Source organism: Streptomyces sp. HUAS MS02 (assembly GCF_055702265.1).
Genome location: NZ_CM146747.1, coordinates 2,932,599 through 2,952,210, shown reverse-complemented (window position 1 = coordinate 2,952,210; position 19,612 = coordinate 2,932,599). Strand labels below are relative to the sequence as shown.

Sequence of the window (19,612 nt, the reverse complement as noted above, 5' to 3'; positions counted from 1 at the left end):
TCTTTTCAGGGCTCAGATGTTCCTTTCGACCAGGGCGTACGTCTGTGCCGCGATCTCCAGCTCCTCGTCCGTCGGGACCACCGCGACGGCGACCCGCGCACCGGCCGGCGAGATCAGCCGCGGCGCGTCCCCCCGTACGGCGTTGAGGTCGCCGTCCACGGCCAGGCCCAGGCCCTCCAGACCGGCGACGGCGGCCTCGCGCACCGGCGCCGCGTTCTCGCCGACCCCGGCCGTGAACGTGACCGCGTCCACCCGGCCGAGCACCGCGTAGTAGGCGCCGATGTACTTCTTCAACCGGTGAATGTAGATGTCGAAGGCCAGCTTCGCCCGCTCGTCGCCCTCGTCGATTCGCCGGCGGATTTCCCGCATGTCGTTGTCGCCGCACAGCCCGATCAGACCGCTCTTCTTGTTGAGGAGAGTGTCGATCTCGTCCGTGGACATTCCGCCAACGCGCATCAAATGAAAGATGACGGCCGGGTCCATGTCTCCGGACCGCGTACCCATCACCAGCCCCTCCAAAGGCGTCAGCCCCATGGAGGTGTCCACGCACCGGCCGCCCTCGACCGCCGAGGCCGACGCCCCGTTGCCGAGGTGCAGCACGATGACGTTCACCTCGGACGGGTCCTTGCCCAGCAGTTCGGCCGTCGCCCGGGACACATAGGCGTGCGAGGTGCCGTGGAAGCCGTATCGGCGAATGCGGAGCGCGTCGGCCGTCTCGACGTCGATGGCGTAGCGGGCGGCCGACTCCGGCATGGTGGTGTGGAACGCCGTGTCGAACACGGCGACCTGCGGGAGGTCGGGCCGCAGCGCCCGGGCGGTCCTGATCCCGGTGAGGTTGGCCGGGTTGTGCAGCGGTGCCACCGGGATCAGCCGCTCGATCTCGGCGAGCACGGCGCTGTCGATCACGGTCGGCCGGGTGAAGCTCTGCCCGCCGTGCACCACGCGGTGGCCGATGGCGGCCAGGTCGGGGGAGTCGAGGCCGAGGCCGTCCTCGGCCAGCTCCTCGGCGACGGCCTTCAGGGCGGCTTCGTGGTCGGCGATCGGCTCGGTGCGCTCGCGGGAGGCACCCCCGTCGGTGAGCGGGGTGTGCTTCAGCCGGGAGGTCTCCTCGCCGATGCGCTCCACCAGGCCCATGGCCAGGCGGCTGCTGTCGCGCATGTCGAGGAGCTGGTACTTGACCGAGGAGGAACCGGAGTTGAGGACGAGGACGCGGGTGGCGGTCACAGCGGTCGGCTTTCTGTCGTCGGAGGGGGTCACTTGGCCGCGGCTGCGGGCGCGGCAGAGGGTGCGGCTGAGGGCACGGCCGCGGCCGCGGGCGTCTGGGCCTGGATCGCCGTGATGGCGACCGTGGTGACGATGTCCTGGACGAGGGCGCCCCGCGACAGGTCGTTGACCGGCTTGCGCAGCCCCTGGAGGACCGGCCCGACCGCGAGCGCGCCGGCCGACCGCTGGACGGCCTTGTAGGTGTTGTTGCCGGTGTTCAGGTCAGGGAAGATCAACACCGTTGCCTGGCCCGCGACTTCGGAGTCCGGCAGCTTGGTCGCCGCGACACTCGGCTCCACGGCCGCGTCGTACTGGATCGGCCCCTCGATCAGCAGGTCGGGCCGCCGGGAGCGCACGATCTCGGTGGCCTCGCGCACCTTGTCGACGTCGGCGCCCGACCCGGACGTCCCCGTGGAGTACGACAGCATCGCGATCCTCGGCTCCACCCCGAACCGCCGTGCGGTGGCGGCCGACTGGATCGCGATGTCGGCGAGCTGCTCGGCGTTCGGGTCCGGGTTCACCGCGCAGTCCCCGTACACCAGAACCTTGTCGGCGAGACACATGAAGAAGACGGACGAGACGATGTCGGCGTCCGGCTTGGTCTTGATGATCTCGAAGGCCGGCCGGATGGTGGCGGCGGTGGAGTGCACGGACCCCGAGACCATCCCGTCCGCCAGCCCCTCCTGCACCATCAGCGTGCCGAAGTAGTTCACGTCGGACACCACGTCGTACGCCAGCTCCATGCTGATGTTCTTGTGGGCGCGGAACTGGGCGTATTTCTCCGCGAACGCGTCCCGCCACTCTGAGGTCGCCGGGTCCACCAGCATGCTGTCGCCGAGGTCGATGCCCAGGTCGGCGGCCTTCTTGCGGATCTGTTCGACGGGACCGAGCAGGGTGAGGTCGCAGACGTCGCGGCGGAGGATGACCTCGGCCGCGTGCAGCACGCGCTCCTCCGTGCCCTCGGGGAGGACCACCCGGCGCCGCTCGGAGCGGGCCTGTTCGAGGAGGGTGTGCTCGAACATCATCGGCGTGATCCGGTCGCTGCTCGGTGCCGACACCCGGCCGCGCAGCTCGGCGGTGTCGACGTGCCGCTCGAAGAGCCCGAGCGCGGTCTCCGCCTTGCGCGGCGTCACCGCGCTCAACTTGCCCTCCATGGAGAACAGTTCGGAGGCGGTGAGGAAGGAGCCGGACTCGACGGCGACGACGGGCGTGCCGGGGGCGAGGCGGGCGGCGAGGGTGAGGATCTCGTCGCTGGGCCGTTCGTCAAGGGTGAGCAGCAGGCCCGCGATCGGCGGGGTGCCGGCGCTGTGCGCGGCGAGGGCGCCGATGACGAGGTCCGCGCGGTCGCCGGGGGTGACGACCAGGCAGCCCGGGGTCAGGGCGTTGAGGAAGTTCGGCAGCATGGCCCCGCCGAAGACGAAGTTCAGCGCGTCGCGGGCGAGGCCCGAGTCGTCGCCGAGGAGGACCTTGCCGCCGAGCGCGTGGGTGATCTGGGCGACGGTCGGGGCGGAGAGCGCGGGCTCGTCGGGCAGGACGTAACAGGGCACGGGCATCGGCAGCCGCGAGTCACCGAGCCGCTCGGCTATCTCGTCGCGGTCGGCCGGTGCGACCCGGTTGACGACCATGGCGAGCACGTCGGAGCCGAGGCCCTCGTAGGCGCGGTAGGCGTTGTGCGTCTCCGCCACGATCGACTCGGCGGTCTGCTTGCGTCCGCCGACCACCGGGATCACGGACGCGCCGAACTCGTTGGCGAGCCGTGCGTTGAGCGAGAGCTCGTCCGGGAACTGCGTGTCGGCGAAGTCGGTCCCGAGGACGAGGACGACGTCGTAGTCCCGGGCGACGGCGTGGAAGCGGTCGACGAGGGTCGAGACCAGCTCGTCCGTGCCGTGCTCGGCCTGGAGGGTGGACGCCTCGTGGTAGTCCATGCCGTACACGGTCGCCGGGTCCTGGGTGAGCCGGTAGCGTGCGCGCAGCAGGTCGAAGAGCCGGTCCGGTCCGTGGTGCAGCAGCGGCCGGAACACCCCCACCCGGTCGACCTGGCGGGTCAGGAGCTCCATCACCCCCAGCTCCACGACCTGGCGGCCGTCGCCGCGATCGATCCCGGTCACGTACACGCTGCGCGTCACGCGTGCTCTCCGTTTCATGTGGTTCGACTGGTTCGACTGGTTCGACTGGTTCGGCAGGGGAGGGGCGCAAATCACCGTCACGGCGGACGGAAACCCTCTTGACAATACCCCTGACCATGGATAAGGCGCCCATCAACGGGAAGGGGTGCCGGGCTGGGCCGGACGGGCGCGGCGACCCCCGGTCGGCCGTGAAACAATCGGACTGGCTCATAAGTACCAGCACCGATCAGGACGATCAGGACGAGCAGGAGACACAGCACGATGCGTATCGGAGTTCTCACCGCAGGCGGCGACTGTCCGGGCCTGAACGCAGTGATCCGGTCGGTCGTGCACCGAGCGGTCGCCCAGTACGGCGACGAGGTCATCGGCTTCGAGGACGGCTACGCGGGCCTCCTCGACGGCCGCTACCGCAACCTCGACCTGGAGGACGTCGGCGGCATCCTGGCCCGTGGCGGCACCATTCTCGGCTCCTCCCGCCTCCAGCGCGACCGCCTGCGCGAGGCCTGCGAGAACGCTCAGGACATGGCCCACCGGTTCGGTATCGACGTACTGATCCCGATCGGCGGCGAAGGCACGCTGACGGCCGCGCGGATGCTGAGCGACGCGGGGCTGCCGGTGGTCGGCGTCCCGAAGACCATCGACAACGACATCTCGTCGACCGATCGCACGTTCGGTTTTGATACGGCCGTGGGTGTCGCCACCGAGGCGATGGACCGCCTGAAGACGACCGCCGAGTCCCATCAGCGGGTGATGGTCGTCGAGGTCATGGGCCGGCACGCGGGCTGGATCGCCCTGGAGTCGGGCATGGCGGCCGGCGCGCACGGCATCTGCCTGCCGGAGCGGGCCTTCGACCCCGCCGACCTGGTGAAGATGGTCGAGGAGCGCTTCTCGCGGGGCAAGAAGTTCGCGGTCATCTGTGTCGCCGAGGGCGCGCACCCCGCCGAGGGCTCCATGGACTACGGCCACGGCGAGATCGACCAGTTCGGCCACGAGCGCTTCCAGGGCATCGGCACGGCACTGGCGTACGAGCTGGAGCGCCGCCTCGGCAAGGAGGCCAAGCCGGTCATTCTCGGGCACGTCCAGCGTGGTGGCACCCCGACCGCGTACGACAGGGTGCTCGCCACGCGCTTCGGCTGGCACGCGGTCGAGGCCGCGCACCGGGCCGACTTCGGCCGTATGACCGCCCTGCGCGGCACCGAGGTGGTGATGGTGCCGCTGGCGGAGGCGGTGACCGAACTGAAGACGGTGCCGAAGGACCGGATGGACGAGGCGGAGTCGGTGTTCTAGGGCTAGGGCATTCGCCGGGCTCGGGTGGGCCGGGTTCGGGTGGGTCGGGGTCAGTAGGTGGCCGTTCGCCGCACCAGTGACCAGAAATGATCGGTGATCCCGTCCAGGTAGGCGCGGCCGGCGTCGCCCGAGTCGGTCGCGGCGGTGCCGTTGGCCCAGGTGAGGGTGGCGGCCACCCGGCCCTGGTAGTCGGTGTGCATCTCGCGGAGGACGTCCTCCAGGAGGCGTCGGTCGAGGGACAGCAACTTCGCGGTGGGGCGCACATGGGCCTGCCAGCGGGTGGTCACCGCGCTGTGGAGCAGTTCCCTGAGCTTCGGCTCGCGGCCCGTGACGGTGATCAGGTCGGGCAGGGAGAGGCCCAGCGCGGTGGCGAGGGCGGCGCACTGCCGGTCGGTGCCGCGCCACTCGCCGGTCTCCTCCATGCGGAGGTAGGTACCGAGTTCGAGTCCGACCGCGCGGGCGACGTCCTCGGCGGCGGCCCCCTGCGCCATGCGGTGCTCGCGCAACGTTCTGGGGGAGCCGATCAGTTCACCTGCCGAGCACCACAACACCCCGGCGAGCGCGGTGAGTTCGGGGCCGGTGGGTGAGACGGTGCCGCGTTCCCAGGCGGCGACCAGGTCCGGGGTGACGTACGGGAAGCCGTACGAGGACCGCATTCCGTAGGCGACGTGTTCGGGCCCCATGCCCAGCGCCGTGCGCAGTTTCCGGGCGGCGGGGGCGTTGAAGGGCGGGGTGGGGGCGGAGTCGGCGGTTTCATGCGCTGAGCGTCGGTGCACGCGCACAACGTAGGGGCGCGGGGCTGCGATGACTACGGACTGTTCGGCCACAAACACGGATTGTAGGAACCTACGGTTGGTGAGGGTGGGTAGGGATGGCCGCATGACGAAGCTGGAGAAGCTGGACGGGCACATTCGGGAGCGCCTACTGGCGCCGAATTTCTGGCACTTGGCGACGGTGGGGCCGGACGGGGCGCCTCAGGTGTCACCCATGTGGGTGGACATCGAGAAGGACGGAGAGGGTGCCACCGGGGCGGAGTACGTCATGGTCAACACGTCGGTGGGGCGGGTGAAGGAGGAGAACCTGCGCCGCAACCCGCTCGTCTCCCTGTCCCACCACGACCCCGAGAACCCCTACGACCGGGCGGAGATCCGGGGCCGTGTCGTCCGATTCGTGGAGGGGGAGGAAGCGGAGCGAGCGATGGACCGCCTGACCCGGAAGTACATCGGGGAGGAGCGCTATCCGTGGCTCCTGCCCGGGGAGCGGCGCCTGATGATCCTGATCGAGCCGGTGCGGGTGCGACGGGTGGTGGGGGTGGAGCCGTTCCGGGCCGGGAGGCTGGGCGCCTAGAGCAGGTGGTCGGCCTTGCCGGCCTTGATGTCGCGGATGAGGGTGCGGAGGGCTTCGCGGGTGTCGGTGAGGGGGGTGTCCTCTTGGCCGGCTATGGCTATGTAGGCGTTGCCGTGGCGGTCGGTGCCGAGGCGGAAACAATTGTTTCCGTCGCCGCAGAACGGCGCTTCCCAGGTGATGTCGGCCATCGTGTTGCCTCTCGTGTCAGAGCTGGCGGGCAAGGGCGTGAATGAGATCGCGTGAGTCGGTCGGGCCGAGCGTGTGGGTGTGCCACCACTCCATGTGGGCCCGGTACTTGGCGAGTTGCGCTTCGGAGTGGGCGAACTCGCCTCCGTGCGCGGAGTCCAACTGCACGGTGTCGAGCCTCGGCACGGCCCCGTCGGCGTAGAGGACGGCGTGACCGGCGCCGGGGAAGGCGCCGGTCTCGGCGGTCAGGATGCGTACGTCGACGTTGTCCCGCTCGGTCGACTCGCACAGGTGCAGCAGTTGCTCGCGCATGGCGCGGCGTCCGCCGAACTGCATGTGCAGGGCCCATTCGTGGATGTACGCGATGTACTCCGGCGGCCGGGGCTGGCCGGGCTGCTCGCGGTCGAGTACTTGTCGTCGTCGCAGGCGGTGCGCGACGCGGAGTTCGACCTCTGGCTTCGGCAGGGCGGGGAGGACGGCGGCGAAGATGGAGCGGGCGTACTCGCCGAGTTGGAGCAGGCCCGGGATGTGGACGGTCTGGTAGCTCCGTAGTCGTGTGGCGAACCACTCCATCTCGGCGATGTCCAGGAAGCCGCTTGCGAGTTGTCCCCGATACGCCTCCCACCAGCCCTTCTCGCGGTTCGCGGCGCTCGCGGCCATGGAGGCCAGCGCGTCCACGTACTCCGTGTCGGCGCAGCCATAGTTTGCGGCGAGGGTGCGTACGCGGTCGGGGCTGATGCCGGAGCGGCCGGACTCCATGTTGGGCACGTTCGTACGCGGCACGCCGAGCAGTTTGGCCGCGTGCTCGGCGGTCATGTCGGCCGCCGTCCGCATCCTCCGCAACTCGATGCCCAGTCGCCGTTGGCGCTCTGTCGGTGCACTTCTCGGCGGCATGCGGTCCCTCGTGTCCGGATGGTCGACGGGGTCAGTGTGCCGTCGCGGAGGGGGCTTGGTCCACCTAGGTTGGGTTGAGAGTAGTACGCGTACTCCTCTTTTGCGGTACGGTCGGTGACCAGTTGCTCACGCTCGGCCTGCAAAAACGGAGTTGCCCATGTCTGTACAGCTCGCCGTCCTGAAGTGCCCCGTCTTCGGTGAGGCGCCGCAGCCCGTAGCTTCGGTGCATCCGGAGCACCTGGACTATCGGCTCGCCATGCCGCTCGGCCCGCTGAGCCCCCGAATCGCGCGGGCCTCTACGCGGGCCGTGCTGTCGGCGTACGGGATGTTCGGCATGGTGGACGCCGCCGTGCAGGTGATCGGTGAACTCGTCGCGTGTGCTTGGCAGTTCACGCCGGATGAGGTGGCGCATGTGTCGCTGCGGTACCGGGACGGGGGCCTGGAGATCGTCCTGTACGACGGGCATCGGCGGCACGGGCATCCCCGGCTGGTCGCGGCGTGCGATGCGCGGCGGCGGGCGGCGCTTCGGGTGTTGGGGTGCGTGGTGCGGGCGTGCGAGGGGGAGTGGGGGTTCGGGGAGGCGCGGGAGCCGGGTGGTGGGACTCGGATGTGGGTGGTGTTGCCGGGGTGGGGGGCTTTGGGGTTTGGGGAGGTTGGGTGAGGGTCGAGTCAAGCCAGGCGCGCGGCTTGGGCGCGGGCTTGGGCGGCTGCCGCGGGGTCGTTGCCTTGGGTGAAGGCATCGGCGGCCTCAAGGTAGTGGACGCGGGCTGTGGCGGGGCGCTGGGCGATCCTGTGGGCGTAGGCCAGGTTGTGTAGCGCGGTGCCTGCGCGATACCAGTCCTTGAACTCGCGGTAGATGCTCAAGGCCTTGAGATGTGCCTCGACCGCCTCATTCCCCCGGTCCGATTTCTGCAAGGCGAGGCCGAGGTTGTTCCACGCCATGGCTTCCCCGTGGCGGTTCTTCGTGGTCTGGTGCAGTTCGCAGGCGCGGGTGTGGGCGTCGATTGCCTCGTCCGATTTGTCCGCCACTTGCAGGGCGATGCCGAGGTTGTTCCACGCCCCGGCTTCTCCATCCCGGTTCCCGGTGGCTCGGTAGAAATCGCGGGCGTGGGTGTAGGCGTCGATTGCTTCCTTCGCCCTGTCAGCCCCTTGGAGCGCGTTGCCGAGGTTGTTCCACGCCATGGCCTCGCCGCGGGGATCCCCAGCGGTGTGGAAGAGGCCACGGGCTTGGGTGTGGGCGTCGATCGCCTCCTCTGTCCGGCCCGCTTCTCGTAGGGCGTTGCCGAGGTTGGTCCACGCGCCGGCCTCACTGATGCCGTTGCCGGCGCGGTGGGCGGCTTGTCGCGCAGCCTGGCAGATCGTAATCCAGTCGTCGAAGTACCGCCGCCAATTCAGGTATGTGCCCAGGCGCTCTGCCAGCAGCACTGCCGCGTCCGTGAGCTGTTCCTCCCGCCCCCACGACACCGCCGCCACCAACCCGGCCCGCTCCCCGTCGAACCACCCCAACGCCTCCCTCCGATCGGAGAACCGCTCCGGCACCGGAGCCCCCGGCAACCACCGCAACCGCTCATCCGCGGCATTCGCCCACCGTAGATAGAACCCCAGCACCCGTTTCCGAGCCTCCTCCGCCTCCTTCCGCAACCCCACATCCCCCGCCACCACACCCGCCCCGAACCCCCGCACCAAGTCATGCAATCGCCACCGCAGCCCGCCCTCGCCGCGGACCGGCGTGACCAGATACGCGGCAGCCAAGCACTCCAGGAGGGGCAAGGCGATCTCCTCGTCCAGAGCCGCCAACGCCCCCACGGCCTCCGATCCGATCTCGGCCCCCGGCGCGAGGCACAGCAGACGCAGCAACCGGGCCTGGTCCTCCGGTAGTCGGCGGTAGGAGGTCTCCAACACCGGCCGTAGAACCAGTGAGCGGCCGTACAGGTCGGTGCCGGGGCTGCCGTTGTCGAGGGTGGTCATCGGGTCTTCGGCCTCCCTGATCTCCTCCACCAGCGACGCGATCTCCCGGTGACGGCGGCGTCGTAGCATCCCGGCGGCGATCTGGAGGGCCAGGGGCAAGTGGCCGCACAGGTAGACGAGTTGGTGCAGAGCCTCCGGTTCGTGTGCCGGACGGTCGTCGCGTTCGTCGGCGTCGTGCAGCGCGTGGGTGATGAGCGCGGTGGACTCGTCGGGGGCGAGCGTTTCGAGGTCGATGACGCGGACCGGGAGGGCGTCCGGGCGGTCCCGGGACGTGATCAGCACCCGGTGGTGATCCGTGCCCGGGATGAGGGGGCGGTACTGGGACGGGTCGGAGGCGTTGTCCAGGATCAGCAGTGTGCGGTCGCGCCGCTCGGTGAGGAGAGTGCGGTAGGCGTCGTACTGGCGGGCCGTCGTGGACGGCAGGTCCGCGCCCTGCACGCCCATGGCGTCCAGCAGGGCGAGGACCGCTTGGTCCGCCGTCACCGGGTCGTCGTCGTAGCCGCGCAGGTCGACGAAGAGGAAGCCGCCGGGGAACCAGCCCTCCGCCCGGGCCCGGTGCGCCGCCTCCACCGCGAGCGCCGTCTTGCCGATGCCGCCCATGCCGGTGACGGCCGAGATGAGGAGCGGGGTGCCCTCGTCGGAGGTGGGGGCGAGGCGGGGCAGCAGGCGGGTCAGGTCCGCGTCGCGGCCGGTGAAGCCGGGAGGGCGGGGTGGGAGGGTGGTGGTCGCGACCGGGACCGGGCCGTGGAGCGTGCCTCTACGGCCAGTTGCCGACCTGTTTGCCGATGACGGGTCCGTAGAAGGTGCCGCCCCGGAAGTCGATGTGGTCGCCGCCGTACGAGGCTCCGCCGTTCCCGTCGACCCGTTGGGGACCCTCCTCGGTGTCGGAGGAGCCGCCCCGGGCCCCGCGCGGCCGGTGCTTCCGCAGCGTCGCCAGCGCCACCGAGGCCGCCCGGGCCGCCGCCCGCTCCTGCGAACCCGTCGCGTCGGCCTCGTGCTTCGCGGCGTCGGCGTGGTCGCTGATGCCCCGCAGTACGAGGGCCTGCAACTGGCCGTTCAGGTGGGCTGCACGTACCGCACCCGCGCCCTCCATCTCGATCGCCGCGGCGTCGTTGTAGTGGTCCCGCAGATGCTGGGCGATCTCCGACTCGGCGTCGGCCAGGACCACGTCACCGGAGGCGATCGGCTTGAAGTGGGCCCGTACACCGTCCATGTCCCGCACCGCGGAACGCGCCGCGCTCAGCAGCGCGTTCGACACCGGCCACGCCTCCGGACGGACCTTGAAACCCGTCTCCGTCTGCTTGCCGCCGTGGATGCCGTACACCTTCGTGCCGACCACGACGTCCCCGATGCCGATGTCGGACTTGAGGCTGCCCGCGACCCCGACGAACAGCACCGCTTCAGGCTTCAGCCAACCGATGAGCTGCGTGGTGAGCGCGGCGGCGTTGGTGTTGCCCTCGCCCAGTTCGGCGAGGGCGATATGCCAGCCGGTACCAGGGAGGCTGCCCCGCTCGACCCGGGTTCCGGCGCCGTCGGGGTGGACGAGTTCCTCCCGGTCCCCGATGTGGGGACGCACGGCGGCGTACTCCAGCGCGAGCGCGGTCAGCACGAGGGCGGTGGGGTAAGTCTGCGGCACCGCTTCACGGTACTGCCGAGTGGTGCACCGAGGGCGAATGTTGACCGGGCGAGACGCCGACACACCGGTACCGGCCGACTGCTGACGCCCTACCGTGGACGCATGAAAGCGGCGTTGCTGACCGCCCTGACCGAGGGCGCGTGCGGGGACGACGGGCGCCTGGCGGTGGAGTCGCCGGCGCGGGCGGTCGGGTTGGAGGTCGGGGCTTCGGTCGTGGAAGTCGCCGAGGCCGCACGGGAACCGGCACGGCGGGAGGCCGTACGTGAGTGGGGTGAGCGGTTGGTCGACGTGCTCGCCGACGATCTGACCGTCGCGGGTGCCGTGGCGGCAGCCATGGAGCGGCATGCGCCGGGGAGCGGGGCGCTCTGGTACGGCGGGGACCACTCCGACTTCCGGGGTTAGGCCGGACGGCTGGACGAAGCCATCAGGGCCTACAACCGAGCCCTGGTGATCCACGGGGAATTCGAGGACTGGTGCCGCATGGGCCACGCTCTCGCAAGCCTGGCTTTCGCCCACGAGGTGGTCCACGACCCCAGTCAGGCCCGTATCTGCTATGTCAGACCCGTCGACGATTTCAAGCGATCCAACGCCCTGTTTCAGGCCACCCAGGCCCGTACCTGGGCCGAGGCCCTGGAGTGACATCCCACGTCACCCCTTGACCGCCCCACCCAAAGCGAACCCCCCACCCAACCGCCTCGCCACCCCCACATACAGCAAGATCACCGGCGTCGAATAGATAACCGAGAACGCCGCCAACTGCCCATAAACCACCGTCCCCCGATTCCCGAAGAACTCGTTGATGCTCACCGCCGCCGGCATCTGTTCCGGGGTCAGGAGCAGCATGAACGGGACGAAGAAGTTGCCCCACATCATCACGAACGAGAAGACGGTGACCACGGCCACCCCCGGGCCCATGAGCGGTAGTACGACCCGGGTCAGGGACTGGAAGGGCGACGCGCCGTCCGTCCACGCCGCCTCCTCCAGCTCCTTCGGGACGCCGTCCATGAAGTTCTTCATCAGCCAGATCGCGAACGGCAATTGAGACGCGGCGAAGAAGAAGATCGTGCCCTGCATGGTGTCGATCAGGTTCACCTGGACGAAGAGTGCGTAGACCGGGACCATGATCGCCGTGATGGGCAGGCTCGTCGCGAACAGGATCGTCAGGAGGAAGGGGCGGTTCAGGCGGGAGCGGAAGCGGGAGAGCGGGTAGGCCGCGAGCGCTGCGCATATCACCGTCAGCGCGGTGCCTCCGCCGCACAGCAGCAGGCTGTTCAGGAGGGGGGTGAAGGTGATCTCCGGGGTCAGGACGGCGTCGAAGTTGTCCAGGGTCACGCCGTCCGGGATTTTCACCGTCAGGTTCGCCTTCGGGTCCACCGAGGAGAGGATCACCCAGGCCAGGGGGAGGACGAAGGCCGCGGCGACGACGAGGAGGCCCGCGTCCGCCGCCAGCCGTCGGGAGTTCGGGGAGGCCACGGCACTCACACCTCCGTCCGCAGCAGCCGCAGATAGATCACCGAGAACAGCGAACCCACCACCAGCAGCAACAGCGCCACCGCCGTGCCGTAGCCGATCATGCTTTTCTGGAACGCCTCCTCGTACATGAAGAGAGGGAGGGTTTGGCTTTTGCCGCCGGGGCCGCCTCTCGTCATCACCCAGATCAGGCCGAAGACCGACAGGGTCTGGAGGGTGATCAGCATCAGGTTCGTGCCGATGGAGCGGCGGATCATCGGGAGGGTGATGTGCCACATGCGGCGCCAGCCGCCCGCGCCGTCCATCTCCGCCGCCTCCGTGATCTCCTTCGGGATCTCGTTCAGGGCCGCCGAGTAGACCAGCATGGAGAAGGCTGTTCCTCGCCAGACGTTCGCGAAGGACACCGCCAGGATCGGGAGTGTGTACAGCCAGTTCTGGGTGGGGAGATGGAGCCAGTCCAGGACGGCGTTCAGGGTTCCTTCGCGTCGGAAGAAGGCGTAGAGGAGGAAGCCCGCCACCACCTCCGGGAGGACCCATGCCGTGACGACCATTCCTCCGACCAGCGTGCGGACGGGTTTCGAGGCGCGTTGCATCAGCGCCGCCAGCGCCAGGCCCAGTGTGTTCTGGCCCAGCAGCGCCGAGACGACCGTGAAGACCAGGGTCAGCCAGACCGCGTTCAGGAACGCCTCGTCCCCGAACGCCGTGCGGAAGTTCTCGAAGCCGATGAAGGAGTCCTCGGCCTGGCCGGTGAGTTGGAGGTCGGTGAAGGCGATGTAGGCGCAGTAGGCGATGGGGCCGGCCAGGAAGAGGAGCAGGAGGACGGTGGCGGGGGTGAGCGGGAGGAGGCGGGTCGCGGTGCGGAGTGCGGGGTGGGGCGCCGGCCCGGACACGGTCCTCGTCGGCCCCTTCATACGCGGGGGCTCACTCTTCGATCACCTGGTCGTCCGTCGCCGTCTTCAGCTCCTCGTCGTAGTTCTTCGCCGCCTCCGCCACCGACGCGTCGCCCGTCGTCACGGATTCCATCGCCTCCTGAATGGCCGTGGAGACCTTCGGATACGCCGGGTACGCCGGGCGGTAGTGCGTGCTCGACACCAGATCGGTGAAGAACTTGATGCCGGGCTGGGCCTCGGCGTAGGCGGGGTCCGATGCCACGTCCTCGCGGACGGCGATTCCGGAATTGGCGATGTACCACTTCTGGGCGTTCGTCTTCGACTGCATCGTCTCGATGAACTTGAAAGCGAGGTCGGGGTTTCCGGCCTTGTCGGGGATGGCCCAGGTCCAGCCGCCGGACATGCTCACCTTGCCGGGGGACTGGCCGTTCTGCGTGGGCATGTACGCGAGGCCGAGTTTCTCCGACCACTCCGGCCATTCGTGACCGCTGCCGGGCAGCCAGTCCTGGGGGAGCCAGGAGCCGTCCAGGTTGATGCCGAGTTTTCCCTCGGGGAGGAGTTCGCCGCGTACGCGGGTGGAGATGTTCGGGTCGAGGGCGTCGGAGACCTCCGGGCCGAGCTTCTCCTTGTAGACCGTCTCCACGAAGGTGAGGGCGTCCTTGAACCCTTGCGTGCCCGCCTTCCATTTCTTCGACTTCTCGTCGTACAACGGGTCGGCGCCACCACTTGTGGCACCTTCCGTGCCGTACAGAAGCATTTCGAAGCCCTGCATGGTCGCGGCCTCACCGGCCGGTTTGCCCGTGTAGACGTTCAGCGGAATGACGTCCGGGACTTTCTCCTTGATGGTGCGCGCGGCGTCGAGCACGTCGTCCCACGTCTTCGGCTGCCAGTCCGCCGGCAGGCCCGCCTTCGCGAAGATCGCCTTGTCGAACCACAGGCCGCGGGTGTCCGTGCCGTCCGGGACGCCGTACGTCTTCCCGTCCTCGGCCTTGGCCGCCGTCTTGGCCGTGTCGATGAACTGGTCCCAGTCCTTCCAGTCGGCCAAGTAGTCGTCCAGCGGCTTCAGATAGCCGCTCGTGATGTCCGAGTTGATGAGGAAGGTGTCCTCGTAGACCAGATCCGGCGCCGTCTTCGGGGAGCGCAGCATCTGCTGCACCTTGGTGTAGTACTCCGAGTCCGGGGCCTTGATCGGGACGAGCTTCACCTTCTTGCCCGGATTCGCCTTCTCGAACTGTTTCTTGACGTCGGCGAGGAAGGTGTCCATCACCCGGACCTGGTTGTCCGTGGACTGTTTGTAGGAGACCTCCACGGTGTCCGGGTCGCTGCCGGAGCCGCTGCCGCAGGCGGTGAGCGCGCCCGGCGCGGTGACCGCCAGGGCGGCGGTGAGGAGGAGGCGGAGGGGGGATCGGCGGGAGCTGGGTGCGGTGGGGCGCACGGGCACGACCTCCTGCTGGCTACGTCGCTGTGGCCTTGGGTGGTGCCCGGTGACGGTAAGGGGAGTGGTCTAGTCAGGTCAATGCGTCTGCACTGGTTCGCCGTAAGGTGCTGGGCAAGTTGCTTGAGCAGAGGCTTTGTTGTCGCAGTGGTAGGGGGCTGGGGTGCCGGAACAGGACGACGTCACCGTCGGGCAGTTGTTGCTCGTCGAGTATCAGGTCGTCAAGGAGGAGCAGAAGACGCGGATCGGGTTTCGGGACAATCTGCTCTACGTCACCCTCACCGTGCTCGCCGCCGTCATCGCCGCCTCGGCGCAGGCGAGGCAGCCGGCGATGCTGCTCGCGCTGCCGCCCGTGTGTGTCGTTCTCGGATGGACCTACCTCGTCAACGACGAGAAGATCTCCGCGATCGGGGCGTACGTGCGGGGCGATCTCGGGCCGCGGCTCGCCCAGCTCGCCGGTGCGCAGAAAGTTTTCGAATGGGAAGTCGCGCACCGGGGCGATGTGCGCAGGAGGTCGCGCAAGGTCATACAGGGCGGAATCGATCTGCTGGCCTTCTGTGTCGTTCCGCTCGCCGGGCTGTTGGTGTACTGGGTGAGCGGTGAGACCAGCGCGGGTCTCGTCGTCCTCTCCGGTGTCGAGGCGCTCACGGTCGTCGGGCTCGGGGTGCAGATCGTCCTCTACGCCAGGCCCTCCGGACGGCCCGCCCCATCGGCCGACTGACCCGCCCTGCTACCCCTTCACCCACCGGTACTGCAGCTCCGGCCGTCCCACCTGCCCGTACTGCGGGCTCCGGGCCGCGCGGCCCGCGTCCACCAGATGTTCCAGATAGCGCCGGGCCGTGATGCGTGAGATGCCGACCGTCTCCGCCACCCCGGCCGCCGTCAGGCCCTCGCCCGCGTCCCGCAGGGCCACCGTCACCCGCTCCAGGGTCGGGGCGCTCAGCCCCTTCGGCAGCGCCGCCGGACCCGGGGCCCGCAGGGTCGCCAGCGCCCGGTCCACCTCGTCCTGCCCGCTCGCCTCGCCCGCCGCCGCGTGGAACTCGGCGTAACGGACGAGACGGTCGCGGAGGGTCGCGAACGTGAAGGGCTTCAGGACGTACTGGACCACGCCCAGCGAGACGCCCTCCCGGACCACCGTCAGGTCCCGCGCCGACGTCACCGCTATCACGTCCGCGTGGTAGCCGGCCGCGCGGAGCGAGCGGGCCAGCTGCAGACCGTGCACGTCCGGCAGGTGGAGGTCCAGCAGCAGCAGATCCACCGGCAACCGGTCCAGCGCGCGCCGCGCCTCCGCGCCCGTGTGGGCCTTGCCGACCGCCGTAAAGCCGGGGACACGGCCGACGTACATCATGTGCGCGTCGGCGGCCACGGGGTCGTCCTCGACGACCAGGACTCTGATGGGGTCGGACCCGGCCTTCGTCATGCGTCGTCGCCTCCAGCCACCGTGGCCCGAGGGGCCTGGACATCGTCGTCGTTGTCCTGCTCCGCGGCATCATGCACCACGGAGTACCCGGCCACGGAGTCCCGCCCCGCCGAACGTCCCTGCCCCGCCCCGTCGCCGCCGTGCGCGCCCAGCGGCAGCCGCACCTCGAACTCGGCCCCGCCCCCGGCCGCCTCCGACACGCTCAGCGTGCCCCCGTGGCGGCGTGCGGTCTGCCGTACGAGAGCCAGGCCGAGACCACGGCCGCCGGGACCGGAGGGCTTCGTGGAGAAGCCGCGCTCGAAGACGGCCTCCGCGTGGGCCGGGTCCACCCCGCTTCCCGTGTCCGACACCCGCAGCACCAGCACGGAGCCGTCCGCCGCCCCGGCCCGCTCGTCCGTGTACGCCGTCACCGTCACCCTCGCCCCGACCGACCCCTGCGCCGCGTCCACCGCGTTGTCGATCAGGTTGCCCAGGACCGTGACCAGGTCTCGGGCCGGCAGGGTCTCCGGGAGGAGGCCGTCGTCGATACGGCTGTCCTCCGAGACCACCAGCTCGACGCCCCGTTCGTTCGCCTGGGCGGCCTTGCCCAGCAGCAGCGCGGCGAGCACCGGTTCGCTGACCGCCGCCACGACCTGGTCCGTCAGCGCCTGCGCCAGCTCCAGTTCCGCCGTCGCGAAGTCGATCGCCTCGTCCGAGCGGCCCAGCTCGATCAGCGAGACGACCGTGTGGAGGCGGTTGGCGGCCTCGTGCGCCTGGGAGCGCAGCGCCTGCGTGAAGCCGCGCTCGGAGTCCAGCTCACCCGTGAGGGACTGGAGTTCGGTCACATCGCGCAGGGTGATCACCGCGCCCCGGCGCTGGCCGCCCGACACCGGCGAGGTGTTCACCACCAGCACCCGTTCGGCGGTCAGGAGCACCTCGTCCACCCGGGGCTCGGAGGAGAGCAGTGCGCCCGTCAGCGGGGCGGGCAGCCCCAGGTCCGCCACCGAACGGCCGACCACGTCGTCCGTCACCCCCAGCAGCTCCCGCGCCCCGTCGTTGATGAGGGCCACCCGGTACTGGCCGTCGAGCATCAGCAGGCCCTCGCGCACGGCGTGCAGGGCGGCCTGGTGGTAGTCGTGCATGTTGCTCAGCTCGGCGGCGTTCATGTTGTGGGTGTGGCGGCGCAGGCGGGCGTTGACGATATAGGTGCCGACGCCACCGAGGGCGAGGGCGCCCGCGGCCACGCCGACCAGTGCCGTGAGCTGATCCTCGACGCGGTCGCTGATCGCCTGCACCCGTATTCCGGCGCTGACCAGGCCGATGACCTCGCCGTTCTCCATGATCGGGGTGACCGCGCGGACCGACGGGCCGAGCGTGCCGGTGTAGGTCTCGGTGATCGAGCCGCCCTTCTGCGCCTCCTCTATGTGGCCGAGGAAGTGCTCACCGATCCGGTCGCGGTCCGGGTGGGTCCAGCGGATGCCGTCCGGCGTCATGATCGTCACGAAGTCGACGCCTGCGTGCCGCTGCACCTCGGTGGCGTACGGCTGGAGCCGTGCCGTGGGGTCGGAGGTGTGGATCGCCGCACGGACCGACGGGGAGTCGGCGACGGTGGCGGCCACGGCCAGGGCCTGACGGCCTCCCGCCTCCTCCGCCTGGGAGCGGTCGCTGACGTACGTGAACAGCGCGTACCCGGCCACCACGGCGGCGATCAGTACCGCCTGAACGGCGAAGAGCTGACCTGCGAGGCTGCGGGGACGGAGGCGGGGCGGGACGCGCATGCCCACAGTCTGCATCGCCGTGTAGGCGTGAACTAAATGAACGGAAGGGTGACCGCCCTCACAGGGAGGGAGATAGTCACTGCATCGACCCGTCCAGCACCTGGACACCGACAGGGAGCACGACTCCCGCCCCGGGACACCACGACCCGAGCCGCCGGGAGCCCGTCTCCCATCACCGGGAGGCATGTCTCCCACCGGGAGCCCGTCTCCCCGCCCCGGGAGCCCCCCAGCTCCCACCGCCGGAGGCCCTCCAGCCCCCGGCTCCGGAAGCCCGCCGGCTTCCACCGCCGGGAGCGGCGGGCTCTCCCCACCCCAAGGGAGCCCCGCTCCCACCGCCGGAAGTCCCCCAGCTGCCGGCTCCGGGAGCCCGCCGGCTCCCGACACCGGGAGCCGGTCTCCCACCGGGAGCCCCAGGGCTCCCACCCGGGAACCCGCCGGTTCCCACCCCTTGGGAGGACCGTCTCCCGAATTCCCCCGGACGTGAGCCGCACGCCGGAACAGCGAGCCGACGACGTCGTCGACGAGGAGGGCAGCCGTGGCCAGCACCACTCATACGGCACCTACCGCTCCCGCCAAGCGGGACCGCACCCACTACCTGTACATCGCCGTGATCGTGGCTGTGGCCCTCGGCATCGCCGTGGGTCTCATCGCCCCCGACTTCGCCGTCGAGCTGAAGCCCATCGGCACCGGCTTCGTGAACCTGATCAAGATGATGATCTCGCCGATCATCTTCTGCACGATCGTGCTGGGCATCGGCTCCGTACGGAAGGCCGCGAAGGTCGGCGCCGTCGGTGGTATCGCCCTGGTCTACTTCCTGATCATGTCGCTGGTGGCCCTGGCCATCGGTCTGGTCGTCGGCAACATCGTCGAGCCCGGCACGGGTCTCGCGGTCACCGACGCGATCAAGGAGACCGGTCAGGCTCAGGTCTCGGCCGAGGCGAAGGACACCACCGAGTTCCTGCTCGGCATCATCCCGACCACGATCGTCTCCGCGTTCACCGGCGGCGAGGTCCTGCAGACCCTGCTGGTCGCCCTGCTCGCGGGCTTCGCGCTCCAGGCCATGGGCGACGCCGGCCAGCCGATCCTGCGCGGTATCGAGCACATCCAGCGCCTCGTCTTCCGCATCCTCGCGATGGTGATGTGGGCCGCCCCGATCGGCGCGTTCGGTGCCATCGCGGCCGTGACCGGGTCCGCCGGCCTCGACGCCCTCAAGAGCCTCGCCGTGCTGATGATCGGCTTCTACGTCACCTGCTTCCTCTTCGTCTTCATCGTCCTCGGCGCGCTGCTGAAGATCGTCGCGGGGCTGAACATCTTCACGTTCTTCAAGTACCTGGGCCGTGAGTTCCTGCTGATCCTGTCCACCTCCTCCTCCGAGTCCGCGCTGCCGCGCCTCATCGCGAAGATGGAGCACCTGGGTGTCAGCAAGCCCGTCGTCGGCATCACCGTCCCGACCGGCTACTCCTTCAACCTCGACGGCACCATGATCTACATGACCATGGCGTCCCTGTTCATCGCCGACGCCATGGGTACGCCGATGGCGGTCGGCGAGCAGATCGCGCTGCTGCTCTTCCTCCTGGTCGCCTCCAAGGGCGCGGCGGGTGTCACCGGTGCCGGTCTCGCGACCCTCGCGGGTGGCCTCCAGTCCCACAAGCCGGCCCTGGTGGACGGTATCGGCCTCATCGTCGGCATCGACCGCTTCATGAGCGAGGCCCGCGCCCTGACGAACTTCGCGGGCAACGCGGTGGCCACGGTCCTCATCGGTACCTGGACCAAGGAGATCGACAAGGAGCGGGTGAACGAGGTTCTCGCCGGGCACGCGCCGTTCGACGAGGCGACGCTGCTGGACGACGGCCACGGGTCGGCTGCGCCGGCTGAGGCCGCGGCCGAGCCGGAGGGTGAGAAAGAGCTCGCCAAGGCGTGAGCGCTCCGCTGG

The 19,612-nt window shown here is 69.7% G+C and carries 18 protein-coding genes and 1 pseudogene; 7 read left to right on the top strand and 12 right to left on the bottom strand.

The window, feature by feature from the left end:
• Positions 1-12 precede the first annotated feature (12 nt).
• Complete coding sequence (locus ACZ9QC_RS12350) at positions 13-1,224, bottom strand: acetate kinase (protein ID WP_472920199.1); 1,212 nt, start codon at positions 1,222-1,224, stop codon at positions 13-15.
• Between the two features lie 29 nt (positions 1,225-1,253).
• Positions 1,254-3,389 (bottom strand): phosphate acetyltransferase, encoded by a 2,136-nt coding sequence (pta, locus tag ACZ9QC_RS12345; RefSeq protein WP_472920198.1) that lies wholly within the window; start codon positions 3,387-3,389, stop codon positions 1,254-1,256.
• A 261-nt stretch (positions 3,390-3,650) separates the two neighbouring features.
• Here pta and ACZ9QC_RS12340 point away from each other — a divergent pair, with 261 nt between their 5' ends.
• Positions 3,651-4,676, top strand: a complete 1,026-nt coding sequence (locus ACZ9QC_RS12340) for an ATP-dependent 6-phosphofructokinase (protein ID WP_472920197.1) — start codon at positions 3,651-3,653, stop codon at positions 4,674-4,676.
• 50 nt (positions 4,677-4,726) lie between these two features.
• Here the strand turns inward: ACZ9QC_RS12340 and ACZ9QC_RS12335 are convergent, their stop codons facing one another.
• Positions 4,727-5,452, bottom strand: a complete 726-nt coding sequence (locus ACZ9QC_RS12335; RefSeq protein ID WP_472920196.1) for a helix-turn-helix domain-containing protein — start codon at positions 5,450-5,452, stop codon at positions 4,727-4,729.
• A gap of 103 nt (positions 5,453-5,555) precedes the next feature.
• Between ACZ9QC_RS12335 and ACZ9QC_RS12330 the strand changes: the two genes are divergently transcribed.
• Positions 5,556-6,023: a PPOX class F420-dependent oxidoreductase gene (locus ACZ9QC_RS12330; protein WP_472920195.1), complete on the top strand. Its 468-nt coding sequence runs from the start codon at positions 5,556-5,558 to the stop codon at positions 6,021-6,023.
• On the opposite strand, the gene ACZ9QC_RS12325 is transcribed toward ACZ9QC_RS12330, so the two are convergent.
• Together ACZ9QC_RS12325 and ACZ9QC_RS12320 are read right to left on the bottom strand one after the other, a co-directional pair.
• On the bottom strand, positions 6,020-6,211 hold the full coding sequence (locus tag ACZ9QC_RS12325) for a hypothetical protein (protein ID WP_472920194.1): 192 nt from the start codon (positions 6,209-6,211) through the stop codon (positions 6,020-6,022). The two genes, ACZ9QC_RS12330 and ACZ9QC_RS12325, sit on opposite strands and share 4 nt — an antisense overlap.
• A gap of 16 nt (positions 6,212-6,227) precedes the next feature.
• A complete protein-coding gene (locus ACZ9QC_RS12320; RefSeq protein WP_472920193.1) occupies positions 6,228-7,025 on the bottom strand; it encodes a helix-turn-helix domain-containing protein in 798 nt (265 codons plus the stop codon).
• Positions 7,026-7,260: 235 nt separating this feature from the next.
• Between ACZ9QC_RS12320 and ACZ9QC_RS12315 the strand changes: the two genes are divergently transcribed.
• On the top strand, positions 7,261-7,764 hold the full coding sequence (locus ACZ9QC_RS12315) for an ATP-binding protein (RefSeq protein WP_472920192.1): 504 nt from the start codon (positions 7,261-7,263) through the stop codon (positions 7,762-7,764).
• Between the two features lie 8 nt (positions 7,765-7,772).
• Here the strand turns inward: ACZ9QC_RS12315 and ACZ9QC_RS12310 are convergent, their stop codons facing one another.
• Both ACZ9QC_RS12310 and ACZ9QC_RS12305 read right to left on the bottom strand, forming a co-directional pair.
• Positions 7,773-9,689 carry a tetratricopeptide repeat protein gene (locus tag ACZ9QC_RS12310; protein WP_472921668.1) on the bottom strand — a complete coding sequence of 639 codons (1,917 nt, stop codon included), beginning with the start codon at positions 9,687-9,689 and terminating at the stop codon, positions 7,773-7,775.
• A 139-nt stretch (positions 9,690-9,828) separates the two neighbouring features.
• Positions 9,829-10,707: a 5'-methylthioadenosine/S-adenosylhomocysteine nucleosidase gene (locus ACZ9QC_RS12305; RefSeq protein ID WP_472920191.1), complete on the bottom strand. Its 879-nt coding sequence runs from the start codon at positions 10,705-10,707 to the stop codon at positions 9,829-9,831.
• 102 nt (positions 10,708-10,809) lie between these two features.
• Here ACZ9QC_RS12305 and ACZ9QC_RS12300 point away from each other — a divergent pair.
• A pseudogene (locus ACZ9QC_RS12300) lies at positions 10,810-11,103 on the top strand (regulator); the annotation flags it as partial.
• A 51-nt stretch (positions 11,104-11,154) separates the two neighbouring features.
• Positions 11,155-11,346, top strand: a complete 192-nt coding sequence (locus tag ACZ9QC_RS12295) for a hypothetical protein (RefSeq protein WP_472920190.1) — start codon at positions 11,155-11,157, stop codon at positions 11,344-11,346.
• Between the two features lie 9 nt (positions 11,347-11,355).
• Here ACZ9QC_RS12295 and ACZ9QC_RS12290 read toward each other — a convergent pair whose 3' ends face one another.
• The 3 genes from ACZ9QC_RS12290 to ACZ9QC_RS12280 are packed head-to-tail and all read right to left on the bottom strand — an operon-like array spanning position 11,356 to position 14,508.
• Positions 11,356-12,180, bottom strand: a complete 825-nt coding sequence (locus ACZ9QC_RS12290) for a carbohydrate ABC transporter permease (protein WP_472920189.1) — start codon at positions 12,178-12,180, stop codon at positions 11,356-11,358.
• Positions 12,181-12,185: 5 nt separating this feature from the next.
• Positions 12,186-13,088 (bottom strand): carbohydrate ABC transporter permease, encoded by a 903-nt coding sequence (locus ACZ9QC_RS12285; protein ID WP_472920188.1) that lies wholly within the window; start codon positions 13,086-13,088, stop codon positions 12,186-12,188.
• A 10-nt stretch (positions 13,089-13,098) separates the two neighbouring features.
• Positions 13,099-14,508, bottom strand: a complete 1,410-nt coding sequence (locus tag ACZ9QC_RS12280; protein ID WP_472920187.1) for an extracellular solute-binding protein — start codon at positions 14,506-14,508, stop codon at positions 13,099-13,101.
• A gap of 157 nt (positions 14,509-14,665) precedes the next feature.
• Between ACZ9QC_RS12280 and ACZ9QC_RS12275 the strand changes: the two genes are divergently transcribed.
• Positions 14,666-15,223, top strand: coding sequence for a hypothetical protein (locus ACZ9QC_RS12275; protein ID WP_472920186.1), 558 nt, complete (start codon positions 14,666-14,668; stop codon positions 15,221-15,223).
• A 9-nt stretch (positions 15,224-15,232) separates the two neighbouring features.
• On the opposite strand, the gene ACZ9QC_RS12270 is transcribed toward ACZ9QC_RS12275, so the two are convergent.
• Together ACZ9QC_RS12270 and ACZ9QC_RS12265 are read right to left on the bottom strand one after the other, a co-directional pair.
• Positions 15,233-15,922, bottom strand: a complete 690-nt coding sequence (locus tag ACZ9QC_RS12270) for a response regulator (protein ID WP_472920185.1) — start codon at positions 15,920-15,922, stop codon at positions 15,233-15,235.
• The gene (locus ACZ9QC_RS12265; RefSeq protein ID WP_472920184.1) at positions 15,919-17,679 is read right to left on the bottom strand and encodes an ATP-binding protein; all 1,761 of its coding nucleotides are present in this window, start codon (positions 17,677-17,679) and stop codon (positions 15,919-15,921) included. The genes ACZ9QC_RS12270 and ACZ9QC_RS12265 overlap by 4 nt, the downstream gene beginning before the upstream one ends.
• A gap of 535 nt (positions 17,680-18,214) precedes the next feature.
• Here ACZ9QC_RS12265 and ACZ9QC_RS12260 point away from each other — a divergent pair.
• Positions 18,215-19,600, top strand: coding sequence for a cation:dicarboxylate symporter family transporter (locus tag ACZ9QC_RS12260; protein WP_472920183.1), 1,386 nt, complete (start codon positions 18,215-18,217; stop codon positions 19,598-19,600).
• The last annotated feature ends 12 nt before the right edge of the window (positions 19,601-19,612 follow it).

Excerpts from the sequence above, each read along its gene's own strand:
- ACZ9QC_RS12340 (WP_472920197.1), top strand. The coding sequence starts at position 3,651 with ATGCGTATCGGAGTTCTCACCGCAGGCGGCGACTGTCCGGGCCTGAAC.
- ACZ9QC_RS12330 (WP_472920195.1), top strand. The coding sequence starts at position 5,556 with ATGACGAAGCTGGAGAAGCTGGACGGGCACATTCGGGAGCGCCTACTG.
- ACZ9QC_RS12325 (WP_472920194.1), bottom strand. The coding sequence starts at position 6,211 with ATGGCCGACATCACCTGGGAAGCGCCGTTCTGCGGCGACGGAAACAAT.
- ACZ9QC_RS12320 (WP_472920193.1), bottom strand. The coding sequence starts at position 7,025 with ATGACCGCCGAGCACGCGGCCAAACTGCTCGGCGTGCCGCGTACGAAC.
- ACZ9QC_RS12315 (WP_472920192.1), top strand. The coding sequence starts at position 7,261 with ATGTCTGTACAGCTCGCCGTCCTGAAGTGCCCCGTCTTCGGTGAGGCG.
- ACZ9QC_RS12285 (WP_472920188.1), bottom strand. The coding sequence starts at position 13,088 with ATGAAGGGGCCGACGAGGACCGTGTCCGGGCCGGCGCCCCACCCCGCA.
- ACZ9QC_RS12270 (WP_472920185.1), bottom strand. The coding sequence starts at position 15,922 with ATGACGAAGGCCGGGTCCGACCCCATCAGAGTCCTGGTCGTCGAGGAC.
- ACZ9QC_RS12265 (WP_472920184.1), bottom strand. The coding sequence starts at position 17,679 with ATGCGCGTCCCGCCCCGCCTCCGTCCCCGCAGCCTCGCAGGTCAGCTC.